We start from the raw sequence: 18,417 nt of genomic DNA on the forward strand, positions 1-18,417 counted from the left end.
GTGCACCCCGCCACCGGACCGCTCGCCGACGCGATCCGCCGCTTTCCCCTCGTCCCCCGCGCCCGGGCCCTGTCCCTGGCCGAGCGCGTCCAGCGCCTGACCGACCTCGCCCGCCAGGCCGACGAACAGAACAGCCCGCGCGACGCCTCCGCCGTCCACAACCTCGCCGCACTGCTGGCCACCGACACCGGACAGCCCGAAGACGCCCAGCAGCTGTGCCGCAACCATGCAGACCTCTACCTCGCGGCCCAGCCGCTGAACTCCACCCTCGCCAACCTCGCCCTGGAACCGCTGGTCAACCTCGCCAGCCTCAAGATCCGGTACGACGACGGCGACACGGCATTCGAACTCCTCAACCTCCTGGCCGACTCGGTCACCACCCGCACTGACACCGTCCTGGACGGCCACCTGGTTGTGCTCGCGGGCCTCACCGCGACCGACCTCGACCACAGAGAGGTGTGCGAGCGGACCGAGAACATCCGGCTCTACGACGGGCCCGTGCCCTGGTCCGGGCCCGGCCGCTGGTTGGATGCCCACGCCCACCTGCGCCGAGGCGACGGCATCGCCCGCCGCATCTACGGCGGCCGCCAAGTCGCCGTCATCGCCACCGCCACCAGCGGCAACACCGCAAGCGCCCTGGACCTCCTGACCCGGACCCCGCACGAACGGCCCTGGGAGCACGCCGTCGGCGCGGCCCTGACCGTGCTGTGCCTTCTGGCCGCCGGCCGCCCCGCCGCCGACGCCGGGGAGGCGATGCTGGAGCGCTTCGAGCACACCGATCGGGCGCAGGACCCGCTCACCGACACCGCCTCGGCCTGGCCGTCACCGACCTGGCTGCCGCCACCGGTGACCACGATCTCGCCGAGCGGGCAGCGCGCCTCACCGCCGGGCGCGCCACGCAGGACCCGGACGCCTACACCGCCCGCGAGATCCTGCGCCACCCGCTGGTCCTCGCGCGCCTGAGCCAACTCCACCAGCACTCCCTGACCGACACGGTCGAGCAGGCCGGACTCGGCCGCCACGGGCGACCGGCGAACAACGCCGCCAGGTGAGCGTCGCCCTGCACCGCACCACCGGCGTGATCACCCGCAACCTCCTCCGCTGACCCGCCCCCCTTCTTCAACGCCTCCTCTTCGACACCCGCCTTCCGGAGACCCCGATGACCACCGACCCGGGCACCCACGCCCACGCCACGGCCCGCAGACCGGCAGGTCCCGACGACCCCCGGACTCCGAGCGGCGGCAGCCGGGTTGACGCCGGGCGAGGTCAGGGTGCTGCGGCTGCTGGCGGGCGCCCTCACCAACGAGGAGGTGGCCGGCCGCCTGGCGATGACATCAGCACAGGTGTCCGTCCACGCGTTGTCGGCCGCGCGGCGCCTGGGCGCCGCGGACCGGACCACCGCGATCCTGCGCGCGATCCACCTCACGGTGATGCCAGCGGACGCACTCCCGCCCGCCCGATCGGACGGCCGGCACCTGGCCCCCCGCCTGAGGGACGTGTTCACCCTGATGGCAGCCGGACTCACCTGCCCGCAGATAGGCACCCGCCTGGGCATCGCCGAAGGGACCGTCAGCGGCTATGCCAGATCGGCCATCTGGTGCGTGGGCGCGAGCACCCGGCACGAGGGCCTCCTGCTCGCGGTCCGAAGCGGCCTGGTGACGACGGCCCAAGCCTGGCCGCCCGGGACGCTGCCCGAAGCGACCCGGGAGACAGCGGCATGACCTGGCCGACAGAGGCCGACCTCCCGGCGCGGATGGTCATCCCCGGGATCGCCGCCTTCGCCCGCGCAGACCGCCCCGAGACACCGCTACCAGACGACGGCAACACGTGGACCACCGGCCGGTGCTGGCTGTACTGCGGACGCGATCACGTCCCGGTCCTGTGGATCGGACCGGTCACCGTCGCCTCCGCCACGGCACCGATGTTCGCCTGCGCGTCCTGCATCAGCCGCCTCAACGACCTGCTCTGGGAAGACCTGCTCGTCGGCAGCGCCCGCTCCATGCCCGCAGTCCCCACCACGCCGGCCCTCGTGGAGGCGACCCTGTTCCACCGGCTCCCGGCCCTGGAGCCGCCCGCGCGCACCCGGACCAGCCACCGCCGTCCCCGCAGACGCACCGAACTGCTCGAAGCCGCCCTGCCCGGCTGGCTCTCGCGGCTCCACCGACGAAGCCGGACCCAGCTCCCGCCCTGCCCGTCCACCTCTCGGGCCGTCACCGGCCCTGCTGAGAAGAGGAGTTCATGACCACCACCGTCAGCGGCCTGCTCACCGTCGCCGGCTCGCAGCCGAGTGTCCGCAGCGCCCCCGAGCCGCCGCCCGTCGAGGCCGGCATCCCGCCGGAGCTCACCGAACGGGAGACGGCGGTCCTGCGGGTGCTGGCCAAGGGGCTGACGGTACGCCAGGCCGCGACCGAGCTTCACCTGTCAGAAAACACCATCAGCAGGACCAGCAGGGCGATCACCCTCCGCCTCGGCGCCGACGACATCGGGCAGGCGATCCTGACGGCCCGCTCCCGGGACCTGGTGAGCGACCAGGACATCACCGCCCAGCGCCCGCCCCGCCCCGGCAACCGGTCGCTGAGCCAGCGCCACCTCGGCACTCTGGACTGCCTCAGCCGGGGAATGACGAACCAGCAGATCAGCGCGGAGCTGCGCGTGTCGCTGAACATCGCCCGCCGCTACGTGCAGGAGGTGATGGAGGAAATGGGCGCGCACAGCCGCTGGCAGACGGTCGCCTACGCGGCTGTGGACAAACTCACCAACTGGCCGAACCCGACCGGCGGTCAGCGATGAGTGCCGCCCTGCCGAAGCGGCCAGTGCGCCCGCGCCGCCGGCTGGTGCCTGGAGCGCTGCTGAGCGCCCCGGTCCGCGCGGCGATGGAAGCGGTGGCACGGCACTTGTTCGTCCCCGGCCGCTCCGCGCGAGCCGCCTACGACCCACATCCGATCATGGTGAAGAAGGGCTCCAAGGGCGTGGTGTGCTCAACGACTCCGCCCGGGGTGCAGGCCCAGCTCGCGGAGCTGGCGGCCATCGAGCCGGGTCAGCGGATCCTGCTGGTCGGAGCTGCACCCGGGATCACCGCAGCTGTCCTGGACACCCTTGCCGGTCCACGCGGGCAGGTCGTCGCCGTCGAGCGCGACGAGGAGCTGGCCGACCGCACCCGCCTGCTGCTGGCCACAGCCGGTCACAGCCGCGTACGCGTCCTCCACGCCGACGCGACCGGACAACTCCCCTTCAATGACAACGGGTTCGACAGGATCGTGGCCACTGGGAGCCTCCCGGGCATCCCATCGGCCTGGTGGGACCTGCTGCGGCCCGGCGGCCGGCTCGTGATGCCGCTGCGCTGGCACGGCCACACCCGCCTGACCGGCCTCACCCACGAAGGCGACCGGATGACCGCCGACGTCTGGCTGCCCGGGGACACCCCGCCGCTTGTATGGCCGTCGGCCGCCAACGGCGGCGCAGACCAAGAGGTGCGGGCCAGCGCCGACGGCGAGGTACTGCTGTACCTCCCTCCCGAGCAGCTCGCCGAAGCCGCTGCGGCTCAGAGGGCGGTGGCCGCTTGGGGAGATCCGCTCTGGTCCGGAGTGACCGTTGGCGCCGGGCAGCCCCTCGACGACGTGGCCATCCACCTCGCCTCCGGCCGGGCAGCCGTCGGCCGCATGCGCGCCACCTACGACCACCGCCGCCCGGCACCGGCCAGCGGGCGCAGCAGTCCCGCCCTGGTGGACGGGAGGAGCTTGGCGTATCTGACCCGCCGCCTCCACCACGGCGCCCGCCTGGGCGTGCCGTGCTGGGAGGTCGGCGCGGTGGGCCACGGCCCGGGCGGCTCCGAACTCGCCCGGGACCTGCTCTCGTTGGCCGCGCCCTGGGCCAGTACGCCGGGCAACCGCCAAGCCTCCGCCTCTACCCCGACCGTGCCCCCGACCCCATTCCCGGGGACGGGACCGTGGTGGCCCTGACCGCATCGCGGCTGCTCATCACACCCCACCGAACGGCCGCAACCCCTGGGCCCGGCTTCGAGCCGACGCCCCCGCTGTCTACCCGTCACATTGAGAACCAGGTAGCGAGGAAGCAGAGTTGAGTACCGTCACCTCCCACCCCGTCGCCGGCAACCCGCCGCTGGCGACCCCCGGCTGGCACTTGGCCGGGCTGCTCGTGGTGGCAGTCGGACCGACCACGGTGTCCGTCGCCCTGGACGCGCTCGTTCGCGCAGGCCACCCCGTCCCGGGTGAGCGGGTGGCCGACGTTGTGCTGCGGCTGATCAGCATCCTCGCCGCCACGGTGTGGCGGGTCCTCTTCGCCAGACCCTCCGCCTGGTGGTGTTCCCTCCTGCTCACCGCACTCAGCTCCACGGCGCTGATAGCCCAGGCCGCCCTGATCACGCACCCCGGCGTGCGACCGGTGACGGTGGCCAGCGTCACCACCCTGGTCACCTGGCTCGCCCTCGTGCTCGTCCGCCGCAACGGCCTGACGCCCCGGCAGTTCCTGGACCGCCCCACACCCGGAATCTCCGAGTCGCGCCAGCTCGTCACCGTCGCCGCGACCGTTGCGATCGCCGTGGTCACCTGTCTGTTCGTGCAGGCGCAGATGGCCGTGATCATGGACGACCCAGCAGGGATATACGCCACAGCCCAGGACCAAGCCATCGGCATCACCGGACCGCTCACCTCCTTGATCGCCGCGCTCTGGACCGTCATCGCCGAAGAGCTGCTCCTGGTCGGCGCGGTCACCGTGCTGGCCGACCGCGCCGGATGGGTTGTCGGCTGGATCTACCTGCTGTCGGTGGGCACGCGGGTCGCCCTGCACGGGTACCTCGGCTGGGCGGCACTGCCCACCGCGCTGCTAGGGGTCGTCTTCCTCCTGCTGTACCGGCGCACCGGTCTGCTGCTGCTCCTGGTCGTCGTGCACGCGGCAGCGGACCTGCGCGACGACATCGTGCACATCCTGGACGGGCTGACGCGATGACCCCTCACCACGAGATGCCCGCCTCACCTGCCATGACCCCTGCGGTACTCACCGCCCTGGAGGCCGCCAGTGCCTCCCGGGGGTTCGACACCCGCGGGGCGCACCTGTTTCAGCAGAACCTCAACTGGGTGGTGCGGATGCCGAACGCCGCCCCTGGAGGCTCGGTGATCGCCAAGATCCACACGCCCGGGACCGAGCAGGCCGCGGTGATCCGCCAGGTGCTGACCGCCGAGTGGCTGGACGACAACGGCATCCTCACCACCCGCCCGGCCGGCACTCGCCGGCCCATCCAGGTGGGAGCCCACCTGGTCACGTTCACCCACGACCTCGGCGTCGGCATGGGTGGCCCGGTCCCTCCCGAGGAACTGGGCCGCCTGCTCGCACGCCTGCACGCCCTCACCGTCCCCGACCACCTGGGCCTGCCCCGCCTCGACCCGGCCGCCGACCTGCTGGCCCGGATCCGGAAACTGCCCGACCACGTCCTCGATCCGGACGACCGGCACTGGCTCACCAGCCATCTCCAGGCAGCAGGCGAGCTGTTCGAGTCCACCGACTGGCCCGGCGAGCCGGTCGTGCTGCACGGCGACCTCGCCAACCAGAACCTGCTGCGCACCAGAGCCGGGCTCGCGCTGCTCGACCTGGAGTACGTCGCCGTCGGCTGGGCCCTCCACGACCTGGCGTTCCGCGCTTGGATCCGCGACGGATTCTCCGACGCCCCCAGGCGCTACGACCGGTTCTGTGCCGCGTACGGAACCGACGTCACCACCGTGCACGGCGGGCGGCCGTACGCGCAGGTGCTCGCACCCCTTCGGGCCGCCGTCGGTGTCGTCATCGCCCTGGAAGCCTCCCTCCGCGCCCTGGACTGGGCCGAGGAAGCGGCATACCGGCTGATGTGCCTCCGAAACCAGGAAGATCCCCGGTTCGCCTACCCGTGGCGCTGGTCCTCGGCCCGGATATTCCACTCCTTTCGGACGCGGTTTTGGATCTTCTGCAGGGCTGGGGCGGCGGGAGGATGTGTCGGCCTCATCCACTGGCATGCCCAAATGAAAGAGCGTGGGGCCCGCGGCGTGCCGCGGGCCCCACTGTGCTGATAGGGCCAGGCTCTGTGGCGTTGCTGGTTCAGTTGTCTGTCAGGGGTTGACAGGGAGTGCGGGGGTTGTGGTAGTGGGCAGGCTCCAGGTCTGGGCGGGGGTGTTGTTGCAGTCGTAGATGGTGAGTCGGGTGCCGTTGGTGGTGTTGTTGGAGGGGAGGTCGAGGCAGCGGCCGGAGACGGGGTTGTAGAGGCTGCTGTCGGCGCGGGGTAGCCAGGTCTGGTTCCAGGCGCCGGGGGTGCAGGTCCACAGGCTGACGCCGGTGCCGTTGGCGGTGCCGCCGCCGTTGATGTCCAGGCACTTGCCGCCGGCGGAGATGGTGGCGGTGGCGGGGTTGAGGGTGAACTGCTGGGCGGGGCTGGTGTTGCAGGTGTAGAGCCAGACGCCCTGGCTGGTGTCGTTGCCGGGGACATCCAGGCAGTTGTTGCTGGCGGCGTGCCGGATCGCGGTGGTGGATGCGGCGGTGGCGGAGGCACCCGAGTAGACGGCGAGGTTGCTGATGCTGCCCTTGAAGGTGGGACTGGGGGCGCTGGCGTTCCTGTAGCGGCCCATGACGAGGTTCCCGCTGGGGGCGGGGCTGGTGGCCGCGTTGTGGTAGCCGCTGGCGGCGAGGGTGCCGTTGACGTACAGGCTCATCTGCCCGGTGGCGGCGTTGTAACTTGCGGTCAGCTGCGCCCACTTGCCCGCCGGTGTGAAGGCGGAGCTGTTGACGGTTTGGGTGAAGTCGTAGGGCCAGAGGTCGTTGTCGGCGTTGGCGAGGGCGAAGCGCCAGAGCTTTGCGGTGCCAGTGCCTTCGTTCCAGAGCATGAAGCTGCTGGCGTGGGTGGTGTCCTGGCTGACGAGGATGCCGCCGGCTTCGTCGGGGTTGGCCCAGGTGCTGATGGTGAAGCTCTGCCGGGTGTCGACCACCTGCTTGTTGGTGGTCAGGGTGGCGCCGGTGCTCTTGAACTCGGCGACGTTGGTGGAGCGGCCGTCGACCGTGCTGTTCTTGAAGGTGACGTTGCTGTTGGCGGCGTTGTAGGTGGTGGGGTTGGCGACGGCGGGGCCCGCGGCGTCGTTGAGCTTCCACTGTGCGGCGGGGGCCTGGGTGGTGCCGCGGTGGTGGCCGGGGGTGAAGCCGGTGACGGCCTTGTTGGTGGCGATGCCGGGCCACACGTGGAGGTTGCCGATGGCGTCCAGGGCCCAGAGGTCGGGGATGCCGTCGTCGGTCTGGTCGCCGTCGGCGCCGATCGTGGGGAAGGCGAGGGGGTTGGCCGGAGGGTTGGTGGTGGCGAAGAAGTCGGTGCCGATAGGAGTGGCGGGGCTGGCGGTGACGGCGGTGACGGCGGTGTAGTTGCCGAGGGCGTCGGTGCGTGCCGCGGTGGTCAGCGCGTACTGGAAGACGTTGCCGTTGCCGCGGTCCCGCACCCACAGGGAGGGGGCGGTGTCGGTGCCGATGTTGAGGGTGTTGCCGGGGACCATGAGGTCGCGGTTGTCCCAGCCGCCGGTGGCGACCAGGACGGGTGCGCGCAGTGAGACGCTGTTCTTCGGCGGGTAGTACCAGAGGTTGCCGGACTCGACGGTGAGGATGCCGGTGGCGTCGGGGAACTTGCCGCTGGGGGTGCGGGTGGTGCTGGTGGATCCGATCGGGGTGATCTGCGTGGTGAACTGCCAGCCGCTGTCCTGGTGGTAGCCGGTGCACGTTCCGGTGCAGTTGGGCCGGTCGAGTGTGGTGGCCGCATTGAGGGAGAAGCGGCCCAGGTCCGTCTTGTTGTTGGGGAAGTAGTAGAGCTGTGAGCCGCCGTCGCGGTGGACGAACAGGTCGTCGGCGTTGTCACCGGGGCTGCGGGAGCCGCGGTGGGTGGTGTGGAAGTCGTTCCAGGTGCTGTTGGCCTCGGGGGCTTGGGCGGCGGGGGCAGCGGTGCCGGTGGGGGGGACGTTGCTGTTGCCGGGGTCGGTGGCGCGGCCGTGGGTGACGAGGTTGCCTGCGGTGTCGGGGAGGAGGATGTCGGGGCGGGCGTCGCCGGTGGTGTCGCCGAAGGCGACCGGGCCGGGGGCCCAGGGGACGTAGAAGGCGTAGGAGAGGGTCTGGGAGATGTTCCCGGCGTTGTCGTACGCCTGCGCGTACAGGATGTTGGTGCCCCAGTGGGTGGGCTTGGTGGTGATCTCACTGATACTCAGCGGGGCACCACCACTGCTGCAGACCTGCTCGTTGGTTGTCATCTGCGGGTCGTAGCTCCACCGCACGCACGCCAGACCGGAGCTGAGCAGCCCGGCACCGGGGCTGGGGTCGGACGCGGTGAAGGGGATGCGGCCGGTGTCGCCCAGGCGCAGGTTGGTGATCTGGCCGTTCCCGGCGGGCGGGAACTGGGTGGCCGGGTCGGTGAAGGTGCCGAACGCGGCGATCGGCGGAGTGGTGTCGACGGCGAAGTGGCACACGGCCGTGCCCGGGCCGCGGATCAGGCCGTCGTCGCCCTGGGCCTGCCAGCCGTAGTGGTGGCCGTCCTTGAGTGTGCCGCGGGGCACGGTGTAGGAGGCGCGGCTGCCGTTGGGGACGAAGCCCGACCAGCCGGAGTTGACGCTGGGTGCACCGGAGACGGAGTTGTCCCAGATGTTGACGAACTCGGTGAGCTGGGCCTGGTTGTAGCTGCTGACCACCGAGGTGAGGGTGGTGCCGGTGTCGGTCACCCAGCCGTACTCGGACAGCGGCGCGTTCCAGCAGGCGTCCGTGTTCGGGGCGGTGACGCGCCGGGGGCTCGGCAGCGCGGCGGGGTCGGTCGGTGTCAGCGGGACGTGGTCGTACTCGGTGGACAGGATCGCGGTGTAGCTGAACCGCTTGAGGGCGTTCCTGTCGCCGGTGCCCTCCCTGCCGACGAGCGCGAACGCCAGCGGGGTGTTGACGTCGGCGAGGGCGTTGCGCATCGGGGCGGTGACGTTGAAGTCGATGCCGAGCTCGCCGGGGCAGCCGGACTGGCCGTTGCCGGGGACGCTGGTCTTGCCGTCGACGTACTCGTAGGTGGTGTAGTTGTTCCAGTTGACGGTTTCGGTGAAGGCGGCGGCTCGGTAGAGGTTCACCGGGTAGCCGGCGGTGCAGGAGTAGTCGGAGGAACTGCTCTGCGAGATGTGCAGGTTCGCGTAGTTGATGACGGTGGTGCTCAGGTAGCCGTTGAGGTTGAACTCGTACAGCGACCGCTCCGCGCCGTAAGGGGCCTCCCAGCCGTTGTAGCCGACACCGGGATGGTCACGGGTTTGCGCACCGGTGCGGTCGAAGTTCCCCGCGGTGGTGTGCGCCTGCATCACCCACGCGTGGTGGCTCTTGCCCCGGGCGTCGTTCGACCACACCGGGTCCACGTAGATCGGGTACTTCGTGTTCACCCCGTCCAGCAGCTCGGGGCTCGGCGACAGCCGGATCACACCAACGCCCTTCACATCCGCACTCGCGGACGCGGGGATGTCCGCCACCGTCGCCGTCGGGCCGGGCCCGTCCGTGCTGCTCGGCACATCCGGCGCCGAGCCGGAGGCGCCCGCATTGACTGCAGGAGCGCTCAGAGCCGAAACGGCAGCACCCTTCAGGGACTTCGCCGCAGCCGCACCACCGGCGGTGGTCGGCGCCGCAGCCGACCACATCTTCGGGGTGGGAGCGGTGAACACCGTCTCGCCGCCACTGGAGGCCCGCAGATCACCCTCGGCGGCCGAGGACAGCTCCAGACCCTTCGACACGGTCGGGAAGCTGAGGGCCCGCACCGCCGGGTTCGCCGCGGCAGCAGGAGTGTGCAGCACCAGAACCGTCGTGTAGCCGCCGAACCTGGTCGCCGTCACCTCCAGGTCGACGTCCGGCGCAACCGAGGCAAACAGCGCACTGTTGCCACTGACCGTCGGCGCGGGCAACGGACCGGGGAAGGGAGAACCCACCGACAGCTGCTTGCCGTCCCGCGTGGTCATCGTCGCCAGCGGCCCCACGCCACCACCAGAGACCACCAACTTCTCACTCGCCGCCGCCGGCACGAGCGAACCGTCCGCTGCGCGCACCAACGTGTCGTCCAGCGCGGCCCACGAACCGTCAGGCCGCCTGGTGCGCTGCGCCTCCAGGTTCTGGTCGCGGCGGATCCTGCCGGCCGGGGTGGCGACCGACGTGCTGAACTCGTCCGTCAGTTCGGGGATCGGCACGTCCTTGCCGGTTCGCTTCGCCTCGGCGACGGCTGTGTCCGCCGGGCGGGGGTTGAGGTTCTCGCCCGCGTGCTTGGCGTCCCCGACCTGGACCGCCTGCTGGAAGTCGGCGGCACTGTCGGCCTGGGCAGGCACCGGGGCGAGGGTGAGCAGGCCTGCCGCCAGGGACACTACGGCTGCCGCCGATCCAGCCCGGAGCCACTGCCTGGAAGGCTGAGAGCGGAGATCGGATACTTGCTGACTTTGTGTCAAATAAGTGAGTTTGGCGGAGCGCACGCGATCCTCGTAATCATTTCGTTCCCTGACTCTGGACTCGCAGGGATTCTCCGTACGCTTCCAGGGCCTTGACGGAGGGTCAATGCCACTATTTGACGATTGTCCTGATTGGAGAGGGAAGCAGCTTTAATGCGGTAGTGATCTGAACCACAGTCAAGTCCTTGCCAGTATCTATACCTACTGCAGACGAGCCCCTTCATGTCATAGGATCCGCTCCACAGTTGCCAAAAGTGACGTCACGTCATGTCATTTTCCTGACTATGGAGATGCAAGTGTCAGTCCTTCGTAGTAGTCGTACGGAAGTCGGGTTCCGAAGGCGAATAGCCGGGCCATTGGGCCTGGCCGTGATGGCCTCACTCCTGGGGCCGATGGCTGTGCAGGCCGCCGCAGCGAAGCCGGACTTCTCCCGCATCTGGGAGCCCTCCAACACCGCCCTGCCAGGCACGCCCTCAACCCCTGCGGCCAAAGCCCCCAAACCAGCCGAGATCGCCCCGCACTACCCGGTACCCAAGGCATCAACTCCCCAGGCCGGCAAAGCCCCCGCGAAGCGTGAGACAGCGACCGCACAGGTGGGCGGTGCACCGGCAAAGGCCGGAGACCTGCCGGTGTGGGTGAACACCCCGCCCTCACAGCAGGCCGCTCAGAACAAGACCGACACCCCGGCGTCCGCGGTCACCTCGGTGACGGTGGTCCAGTCCGACGAACCGGCCGCCGACGCGGCGGGCGTCAACGGCCTTCTGCTGTCCCTGTCCGCAAGCGGGTCCACCCCGGCCCCCGGCGCTGGTGCGAACGCTAGCGCCGGTGCCGCGCTGGTGGAGGTGGGACTGGACCTCGCCGCACTGGACGCTTCGACCGGCGGCCAGTTCACCGTCCGCGGACGCCTGATGTCCCTGCCCGCCTGTGCACTGACCACCCCTGAGGTCCCCGCCTGCCTGGTCCGCACCCCGGTCGCCACCCGCTACGACGCGGCGACCAAGCGCGTGATCGCCGACGTGACACTGCCGACAGCATCCGTGTCGCCCTCAGCGCCGCCCCCTGGAGCGGTGAAGGCAGCCCTCTCAGATGCCTCGCTGGCGGCGCCGGCCGCTGCCCCGGCAGCGGTACCGATGCTGCTCGCTGCGGAGACCGGCTCCTCCGGTGGAGGCGGCACCTACGGTGCCACCAGCCTGAGCGCCTCGTCGGGCTGGGCCGCCGGCAACTCGTCCGGCAACATGACCTACGGGTACGGCGTTCAGGTGCCGCCCGCCCTCGGCGGGCCCGCACCCAGTGTTTCGCTGGGCTACAACTCCTCTGCGGTGGACGGCAAGACGTCGGCCACCAACGCGCAGGCCTCCTGGATCGGTGACGGCTGGGACTACAACCCCGGCTTCATCGAGCGCACCTACAAACCGTGCGACAAGAACGGCATCACCGGATCCGGTGACCTGTGCTGGGGCGGGTACAACGCCACCCTCTCCCTCGGATCCCACTCCGGACCACTGGTACGCGCCGCAGAGGGTCCGGCCGCGTCCGACGACGCCACCGGCATCTGGCGCCTCAAGGGTGACGACGGGACGAAGGTCGAGTTCGGAACGGGAGCCGCCAACGGCACCGACAACGGCGCCTACGCCAAGGTCACCGACAGCTCCGGCACGGTCTACTACTTCGGCCTCAACCACCTTCCCGGCGGTGACAAGAGCGACCCGGAGACCAAGTCCGCCTCCACGGTGCCCGTCTACGCGCCCAACAGCGGTGACCGCTGCTACGACGCGGCCAAGGGTAAGGCGTCGTGGTGCCAGATGTGGCAGCGCCTGTCCCTGGACTACGTCGTAGACGCCCGCGGCAATCTCACCACGTACACGTGGGAGCCGGAGGCCAACTTCTACTCCCGCGGCGGCGGCCAGAACAACGGCAACGGCACCCTCAGCTCCTACACCCGCGCCACCACCCTCAAGCGCATCGACTACGGCCAACTCCTCGACGCCCAGATCACGGCCAAGGGCGCCCTGCAGCCCGCAGCCCGGGTCAACTTCACCGTCGCCGAACGCTGCCTGGCCACCGGCACGGCCTGCGACACCGCCAACCGCACCGTCGCGAACAAGAACAACTGGCCCGACGTCCCCGTCGACCAGGAGTGCAAGTCCACCGGCACCTGCACCAACTACGGCCCCACCTACTTCACCACCAAGCGCCTGACCACCATCGCCACCCAGGTCCGGGTCAACAACACCTGGCAGGACGTCGACAGCTACACCCTGACGCACTCCTTCCCCGACCCCAGCGACACCACCAGCCAGAAGGCACTGTGGCTGGACTCCGTGCAGCGCACCGGCAAGACCGCAGCTCCGAACATCGCCGCACCGCCGGTCACGTTCGTCCCCGTAATGCTGCCCAACCGGGTGGACGGCACCGACCTGCTGCCGGCGCCGCCGCTGATGAACCGCCCGCGGATCCAGCAGATCAAGAACGAGATGGGCGGCGTCCTCAACGTCGACTACAACCTTCGCGACTGCTCGCGCATCAACAACGTGATGCCGACCGCCGAGGACGACAACACCAGGGCCTGCTTCCCGGTGCGCTGGTCCCCATCCGGTTCCCTTCCCGGCGCGGACCCGGTGCTCGACTGGTTCAACCACTACACCGTCGCCTCTCTCACGGAGAACGACTTCGCCACCGGTTCCCCTGCCAAGATCACCGCCTACACGTACGGGCCAGCCGCCTGGCACCGCGACGACAGCGAGTTCACCGACCCCAAGTCCCGCACCTGGGGCGACTTCCGCGGCTTCGCCACCGTGACCGTCACCACCGGCGACGGCAACGACGGCCCCAAGAGCAAGAGCACCGCCACCTACCGCCAGGGCATGCACGGCGACGCCCGCAAGGCCGGAGGAACACGCTCCGTCTCACTGCCCGACCAACTCGGCAACGACGTCGACTGGCTCGCCGGCCAGACACTGAAAACCGAGACCTTCGAAAGCGCCGCCAGCGCGGTCGTCGTCTCACAGACCGTCAACCAGTCCAGCGGCGAACAACCCACCGCCACCCACGTCAGGGGCAGCGGCCTGCCTGACCTGGTGGCCCGCTACAACGCCACCACCAGCACCACCACCAGCCGCGCCCGCAAGAGCGACGGCACCTGGCGCACCAGCACCCAGACATCCACCACCGACCCCGACCACGGCAACCGCCTGCTCACCGCACTCGACCAGGCCGACGGCCTGCCCGACCAGTGCACCCGACCCGCCTACGCGACGGGCCCGGACCCGCAGCGCACCGACCTGCTCGCCGAAAAGGTGACCGTCTCGGGCCCCGGTGCCTGCACCGCCACGGCAACCGCGGCCAACACGCTCTCCCGGACCAGGATGTTCTACGACAGCCTGCCCTACGGACAGGCTGCCAAGACCGCCAACCCGACCGCTCAGCAGGTCCTCGACCGCTACGACGGCGCGGGCGCTCCGGTGTTCGCCCCCCTCTCGAGCGCGGCCTTTGACACCTACGGCCGGGTTGGGTCCGTGACAGACGTCAACAGCACCGACACCCAGCACCCGGGCGGTGCCACGACCACCACCACCTACACCTCCGCAGCGGCGGGTGAACTGCCCACCACCATCACGCTGGCCGCACCGATACCCGGCTCGGCGACAGCGGCAACCTGGAACACCGTCACCATCCTCGACACCCGCCGGCTGCTGCCTCTTACAGTCACGGACCCCAACGCCAAGACGGTCACCGTCACGTACGACGCGTTGGGCCGCACAACCGCGGTCTGGTCGGCTGGCCGAACCCCGGCGTCGCAAGCGAACGCGAACCAGACGTTCGCCTACTCGGTCTCCAACACGACCGGCACACCGTCGACGGTCACCACCTCAAGCCTGACGCGAGACGGTTCACCACCGGTCTACAAGCGCCAGATGGCACTACTGGACGGCTTCGGACGCACCCGGCAGACCCAGTCCTCACCGGCCGGCCCCGGCGACCCGGGCCGCATGGTCACCGACACCCGCTACGACTCCCAGGGACGCGCCCGCTCCCAGACCGCTCCCTGGTACACCGAGAACGCACCCTCGGGAACGCTCCTCGCGGCCGCCGACAGCGACATCCCGGCCCAGACCCGAACCACGTTCGACGGCCTCAGCCGCCCCGTCACAACAGCCCTGTGGTCCAAGGGAGTCCAGCAGTCCCAGACCGTCACCTCCTATCCTGGAGCGGACCGAACCGACATCGTCCCGCCGCAGGGGTCCTGGCCCACCACCACCCTGACCGACGGCCGGGGACGTACTACCGAGTTCTGGCAGTACACCACCCCCGCCACGACCGGAGTCGCCACGGACGCGGCCGTTACCCGCTACACCTACACCCCGGCCGGCCAGCAGGCCACCCGGGTGGACGCGATGGGCAACACCTGGAGCTACGGCTACGACCTGCGGGGACGCCAGACCACCGCGACCGACCCGGATACCGGCACCACCACCAGCACCTACGACGCTGCCTCTCGGGTTGCCACTACTACCGACGCCAAGCAGCAGGTCCTCGCCTACACCTACGACCTGATGGGGCGTAAGACCGGCCTATACGACGGAACGGTGACGGGCGCCAAGCAGCTCGCCGCGTGGACCTTCGACACCGTCGCCAAGGGAAAGCCAACCTCCTCCACCCGCTACGTCGGCGGCATCACCGGCCAGACCTACACCACCACCGTCACTGGATACGACGACGCCTACCGCACCACCGGCAGCACCGTCACCATCCCGGGCACCGAAGTCGGCCAAGCCGCCGGCACCACCTACACCTACACAGCCGGCGCCACCTACGACCAGGCGACCGGCAACCTCAAGGAGGTGAGCAAGCCGGCACTCGGCGGCCTGCCGTACGAGGAGATCGGCTACTCATACAACGGATACGGACAGCTGATCTCCTACGGCGGCGCGACAACCTACGACGCGCAGACGGCCTACGACGCGTTCGGCCGTCCGATCCGCTCCACCATCAACCCCTGGGCCTCGCAGGTGGTGACCACCACCGACTACGACCAGGCCACCGGACGCGTGCGCTCACTGTTCCTGGACAAGCAGACCTCCACCACCGGCGTCGTCCAGCAGACCAGCTACACCTACAACCCGTCCGGCACCATCACCTCCATCACCGACGTCCCCGACAACAACCCGGCGGCCACCTCCCGCCAGTGCTTCACCTACGACGCCCTCGGGCGCATGACCACGGCCTGGACCGACACCGGCACCATCACCACCCCCGACCCGCTGCAGCACAAGACCCTCGACCAGGGAGCCTGCACCAACACCACCCCCACCAGCGGAGCGATCGCTCCGTCCAAGACCACAGTCGGCGGTGCCAATGCCTACTGGCAGGACTACACCTACGACCTCACCGGCAACCGCAAAACCCTCACCCAGCACGACCCCGCCGGTGACACCACCAAGGACATCACCACCACCCAGACCTTCGGAGCCCCCGGTACGGTCAACACCCCCACCCAGCCGCTCACATCCGGCGGCGGCACCGGCGGACCCCATGCCCTGCTCACCGCCAAGACCACCGGCAGCGTCGGCACCAACGAGTACGACGCCACCGGCAACACCACCAAGATCGCCAACCCCAAGAACAGCCGCACCCTCAAGGCCGGCTACGTCATCAAATCCGGCGAGAACGTCCGCTCCAACAGTGTCCAGCTCGCCATGCAGGCCGATGGCAACCTCGTTCTGACCTCCCTGCGCACCGGCAACGTCCTGTGGTCCAGCAACACCGCGAACCACCCCGGCGCCAAGGCCACCATGCGCGACGACGGCAACTTCGTCGTCTACGACACCGCACAGAACGTCCTCTGGTCCTCCAACACCGCCATCGGCGCGGGCAGCGGCTACTTCGCCGCCGTCCAGGACGACGGCCTGTTCCTCGTCTACGCCCCCGGCTACCAGAGCAAGTGGTCCAGCAGCACCTGGAACGCCATCGACGCTGCAGCCGGCGCCACCCTCACCTGGAACACCGAAGGCAAACTCGCCTCCACCACCCAGGGAACCGCCACCACCACCTACCTCTACGACGCCGACGGCAACCAGCTCATCCGCCGCAACCCCGGCAAAACCACCCTCAACCTCGGCGGCGACGAACTCGTCTACGACACCAACGCCAAGACCTTCATCGGCACCCGCTACTACCCCATCCCCGGCGGACTCACCATCGTCCGCACCGGAGCCGGCACCGCCCCAGGCGCCTTCGTCGCCCAGCTCGCCGACCACCACGGCACCGACACCGCGAGCATCGACCTCTCCACCCTCGCCGTCACCCGACGCCCCACCGACCCCTTCGGAAACCCCCGCGACACCCTCCCCAAAGCCTCCGCTTGGGCCGGAAACCAGGGGTTCATCGACGGCACCAAGGACAACACCACCGGCCTCACCAACCTCGGCGCCCGCCAGTACCAACCCACCACCGGGCGTTTCATCAGCCCCGACCCCATCCTCGACCCCGCCGACCCGCAACAGTGGAACGGCTACGCCTACAGCAACAACAACCCCATCAATTTCAGCGACCCCAGCGGCCTGAAACTCCAATGCGGTGGCGGCTCCGCCCCCAGCTGCCCCAAAGACAACACTCTCGGCGGACAGGGTGTCGGTGACGTCGACCCCACAATGGAATACAAACCAAAGACGAAGACCGGCTTGGAAAAGGCTTCTTCCGCAATCGGCGGATTTTTCAGAGATGCCGGGAAAGCCTTTGCCGACAAGGCGGTCGACACGGTCAGTGGTGCCTTTGATTTCGCCAGTAAGTACATCTCTGATGGCTACCACTGCATCGGGGGATCCTGGGGGTCCTGCCTGGACACCGCCAAGACCCTGATAGTGTCGAATCCCACATCCCCCTTCTTTGCAGTGAACATGGGCATTGGGATCTTCTCCGATGCTGCCGAAATATACGACGGGTACAGCAATGGCCACGCCGGCGAAGCCACCGGCCAGCTGGGATTCTTCCTGCTGCAGTTCGCGGGGGGAGGCGAAGCCGCAGAACTTCGCGCGGGACTCAGAGCCGGCAAGGGGGCGAGTGCCATTGACCGTTTCCTGGATTTTGCCGGAAAATGCAAAGCCCCTAACAGCTTCCCTGCTGGCACCCTCGTTCTCCTCGCCGACGGCACCACGAAGGAGATCGACCAGCTAACGACTGATGACGAGGTCCTGGCCACCGACCCGCAGACCGGAATCACTCAACCCGAGCGCATCCTCGACACGATCATCGCAACCCACGACCAGGAATTCACCGATCTCACCATCGAGACCGGCGGCCGCGACCAGAACATCACGTCCACCCAGCACCACCCCTACTGGAACGCCACCACCCAGCGCTGGACCGACGCAGCAGACCTCCAGCCCGGCGAATCACTCCGCAAGCCCGACGGAACGCTGACGAAGATCATCAGCGTCCGAAACTACAGGACACCGCCCACGAGCGCGTATAATCTAACTATCGATCAGCTCCACACGTACTATGTACTTGCGGGCGGCGTGCCGATTCTGGTGCACAATTCCGGGGATAATCCCTGGGATAATGCACATGAATGGACGAAGGGGCATCTACCAAAAGAGGGGGGCCCTGCGAATGGAGTATTTTTCAAAAGATACCCAGATGCAGGCGGGTCTCTTACTGCCTGGGGTGTATACGACGAGAATGGGAGGCTCAGATACCGCGTCGATCTTTTTGGGGCGGCGCATCGTGGAGTTGAAACGCCGCATTGGCAGACGTACGAGGTAAATCCTGCGCCCAGTGGGAAGATATTTGTCAATGAGACCGGGGATGCCTTTCCGGGGGATGGACCCTTCGGTGGACCGCCCACAGGGTGCATTCTATAGACGCCTAAGGCAGTCCGGAGTCGCGGCCATGGCTATTGCGAGAATCAATATCCATGGCCAGACTAGTTTCCTGCTCGTTCAGGATGTGTGAAGGAAGTGAG

At 69.0% G+C, this 18,417-nt stretch carries 9 protein-coding genes; 8 read left to right on the top strand and 1 reads right to left on the bottom strand.

The window, feature by feature from the left end; all coding sequences use genetic code 11:
• The 7 genes from ABT118_RS09340 to ABT118_RS09370 all read left to right on the top strand — a co-directional run bounded on the left by ABT118_RS09340 (position 1) and on the right by ABT118_RS09370 (position 6,056).
• Positions 1-963, top strand: a complete 963-nt coding sequence (locus ABT118_RS09340) for a hypothetical protein (protein ID WP_350646129.1) — start codon at positions 1-3, stop codon at positions 961-963.
• Between the two features lie 287 nt (positions 964-1,250).
• Positions 1,251-1,721: a LuxR C-terminal-related transcriptional regulator gene (locus ABT118_RS09345; protein WP_350646130.1), complete on the top strand. Its 471-nt coding sequence runs from the start codon at positions 1,251-1,253 to the stop codon at positions 1,719-1,721.
• The gene (locus ABT118_RS09350) at positions 1,718-2,242 is read left to right on the top strand and encodes a hypothetical protein (protein ID WP_350646131.1); all 525 of its coding nucleotides are present in this window, start codon (positions 1,718-1,720) and stop codon (positions 2,240-2,242) included. Before ABT118_RS09345 ends, ABT118_RS09350 begins: the two co-directional genes overlap by 4 nt.
• Positions 2,239-2,790 carry a response regulator transcription factor gene (locus ABT118_RS09355; RefSeq protein ID WP_350646132.1) on the top strand — a complete coding sequence of 184 codons (552 nt, stop codon included), beginning with the start codon at positions 2,239-2,241 and terminating at the stop codon, positions 2,788-2,790. The genes ABT118_RS09350 and ABT118_RS09355 overlap by 4 nt, the downstream gene beginning before the upstream one ends.
• Positions 2,787-3,959 carry a methyltransferase domain-containing protein gene (locus ABT118_RS09360; protein WP_350646133.1) on the top strand — a complete coding sequence of 391 codons (1,173 nt, stop codon included), beginning with the start codon at positions 2,787-2,789 and terminating at the stop codon, positions 3,957-3,959. The genes ABT118_RS09355 and ABT118_RS09360 overlap by 4 nt, the downstream gene beginning before the upstream one ends.
• Positions 3,960-4,077: 118 nt before the next feature.
• Positions 4,078-4,965: a CPBP family glutamic-type intramembrane protease gene (locus tag ABT118_RS09365; RefSeq protein ID WP_350646134.1), complete on the top strand. Its 888-nt coding sequence runs from the start codon at positions 4,078-4,080 to the stop codon at positions 4,963-4,965.
• 32 nt (positions 4,966-4,997) lie between these two features.
• Complete coding sequence (locus tag ABT118_RS09370; RefSeq protein WP_350646135.1) at positions 4,998-6,056, top strand: phosphotransferase; 1,059 nt, start codon at positions 4,998-5,000, stop codon at positions 6,054-6,056.
• Positions 6,057-6,095: 39 nt separating this feature from the next.
• Here the strand turns inward: ABT118_RS09370 and ABT118_RS09375 are convergent, their stop codons facing one another.
• Positions 6,096-10,337, bottom strand: coding sequence for a ricin-type beta-trefoil lectin domain protein (locus tag ABT118_RS09375; protein ID WP_350646136.1), 4,242 nt, complete (start codon positions 10,335-10,337; stop codon positions 6,096-6,098).
• 509 nt (positions 10,338-10,846) lie between these two features.
• Here ABT118_RS09375 and ABT118_RS09380 point away from each other — a divergent pair.
• Positions 10,847-18,316: a polymorphic toxin type 24 domain-containing protein gene (locus ABT118_RS09380; RefSeq protein ID WP_350646137.1), complete on the top strand. Its 7,470-nt coding sequence runs from the start codon at positions 10,847-10,849 to the stop codon at positions 18,314-18,316.
• The last annotated feature ends 101 nt before the right edge of the window (positions 18,317-18,417 follow it).

The organism is Kitasatospora sp. NPDC002040 (assembly GCF_040296785.1).
GTDB lineage: Bacteria > Actinomycetota > Actinomycetes > Streptomycetales > Streptomycetaceae > Kitasatospora.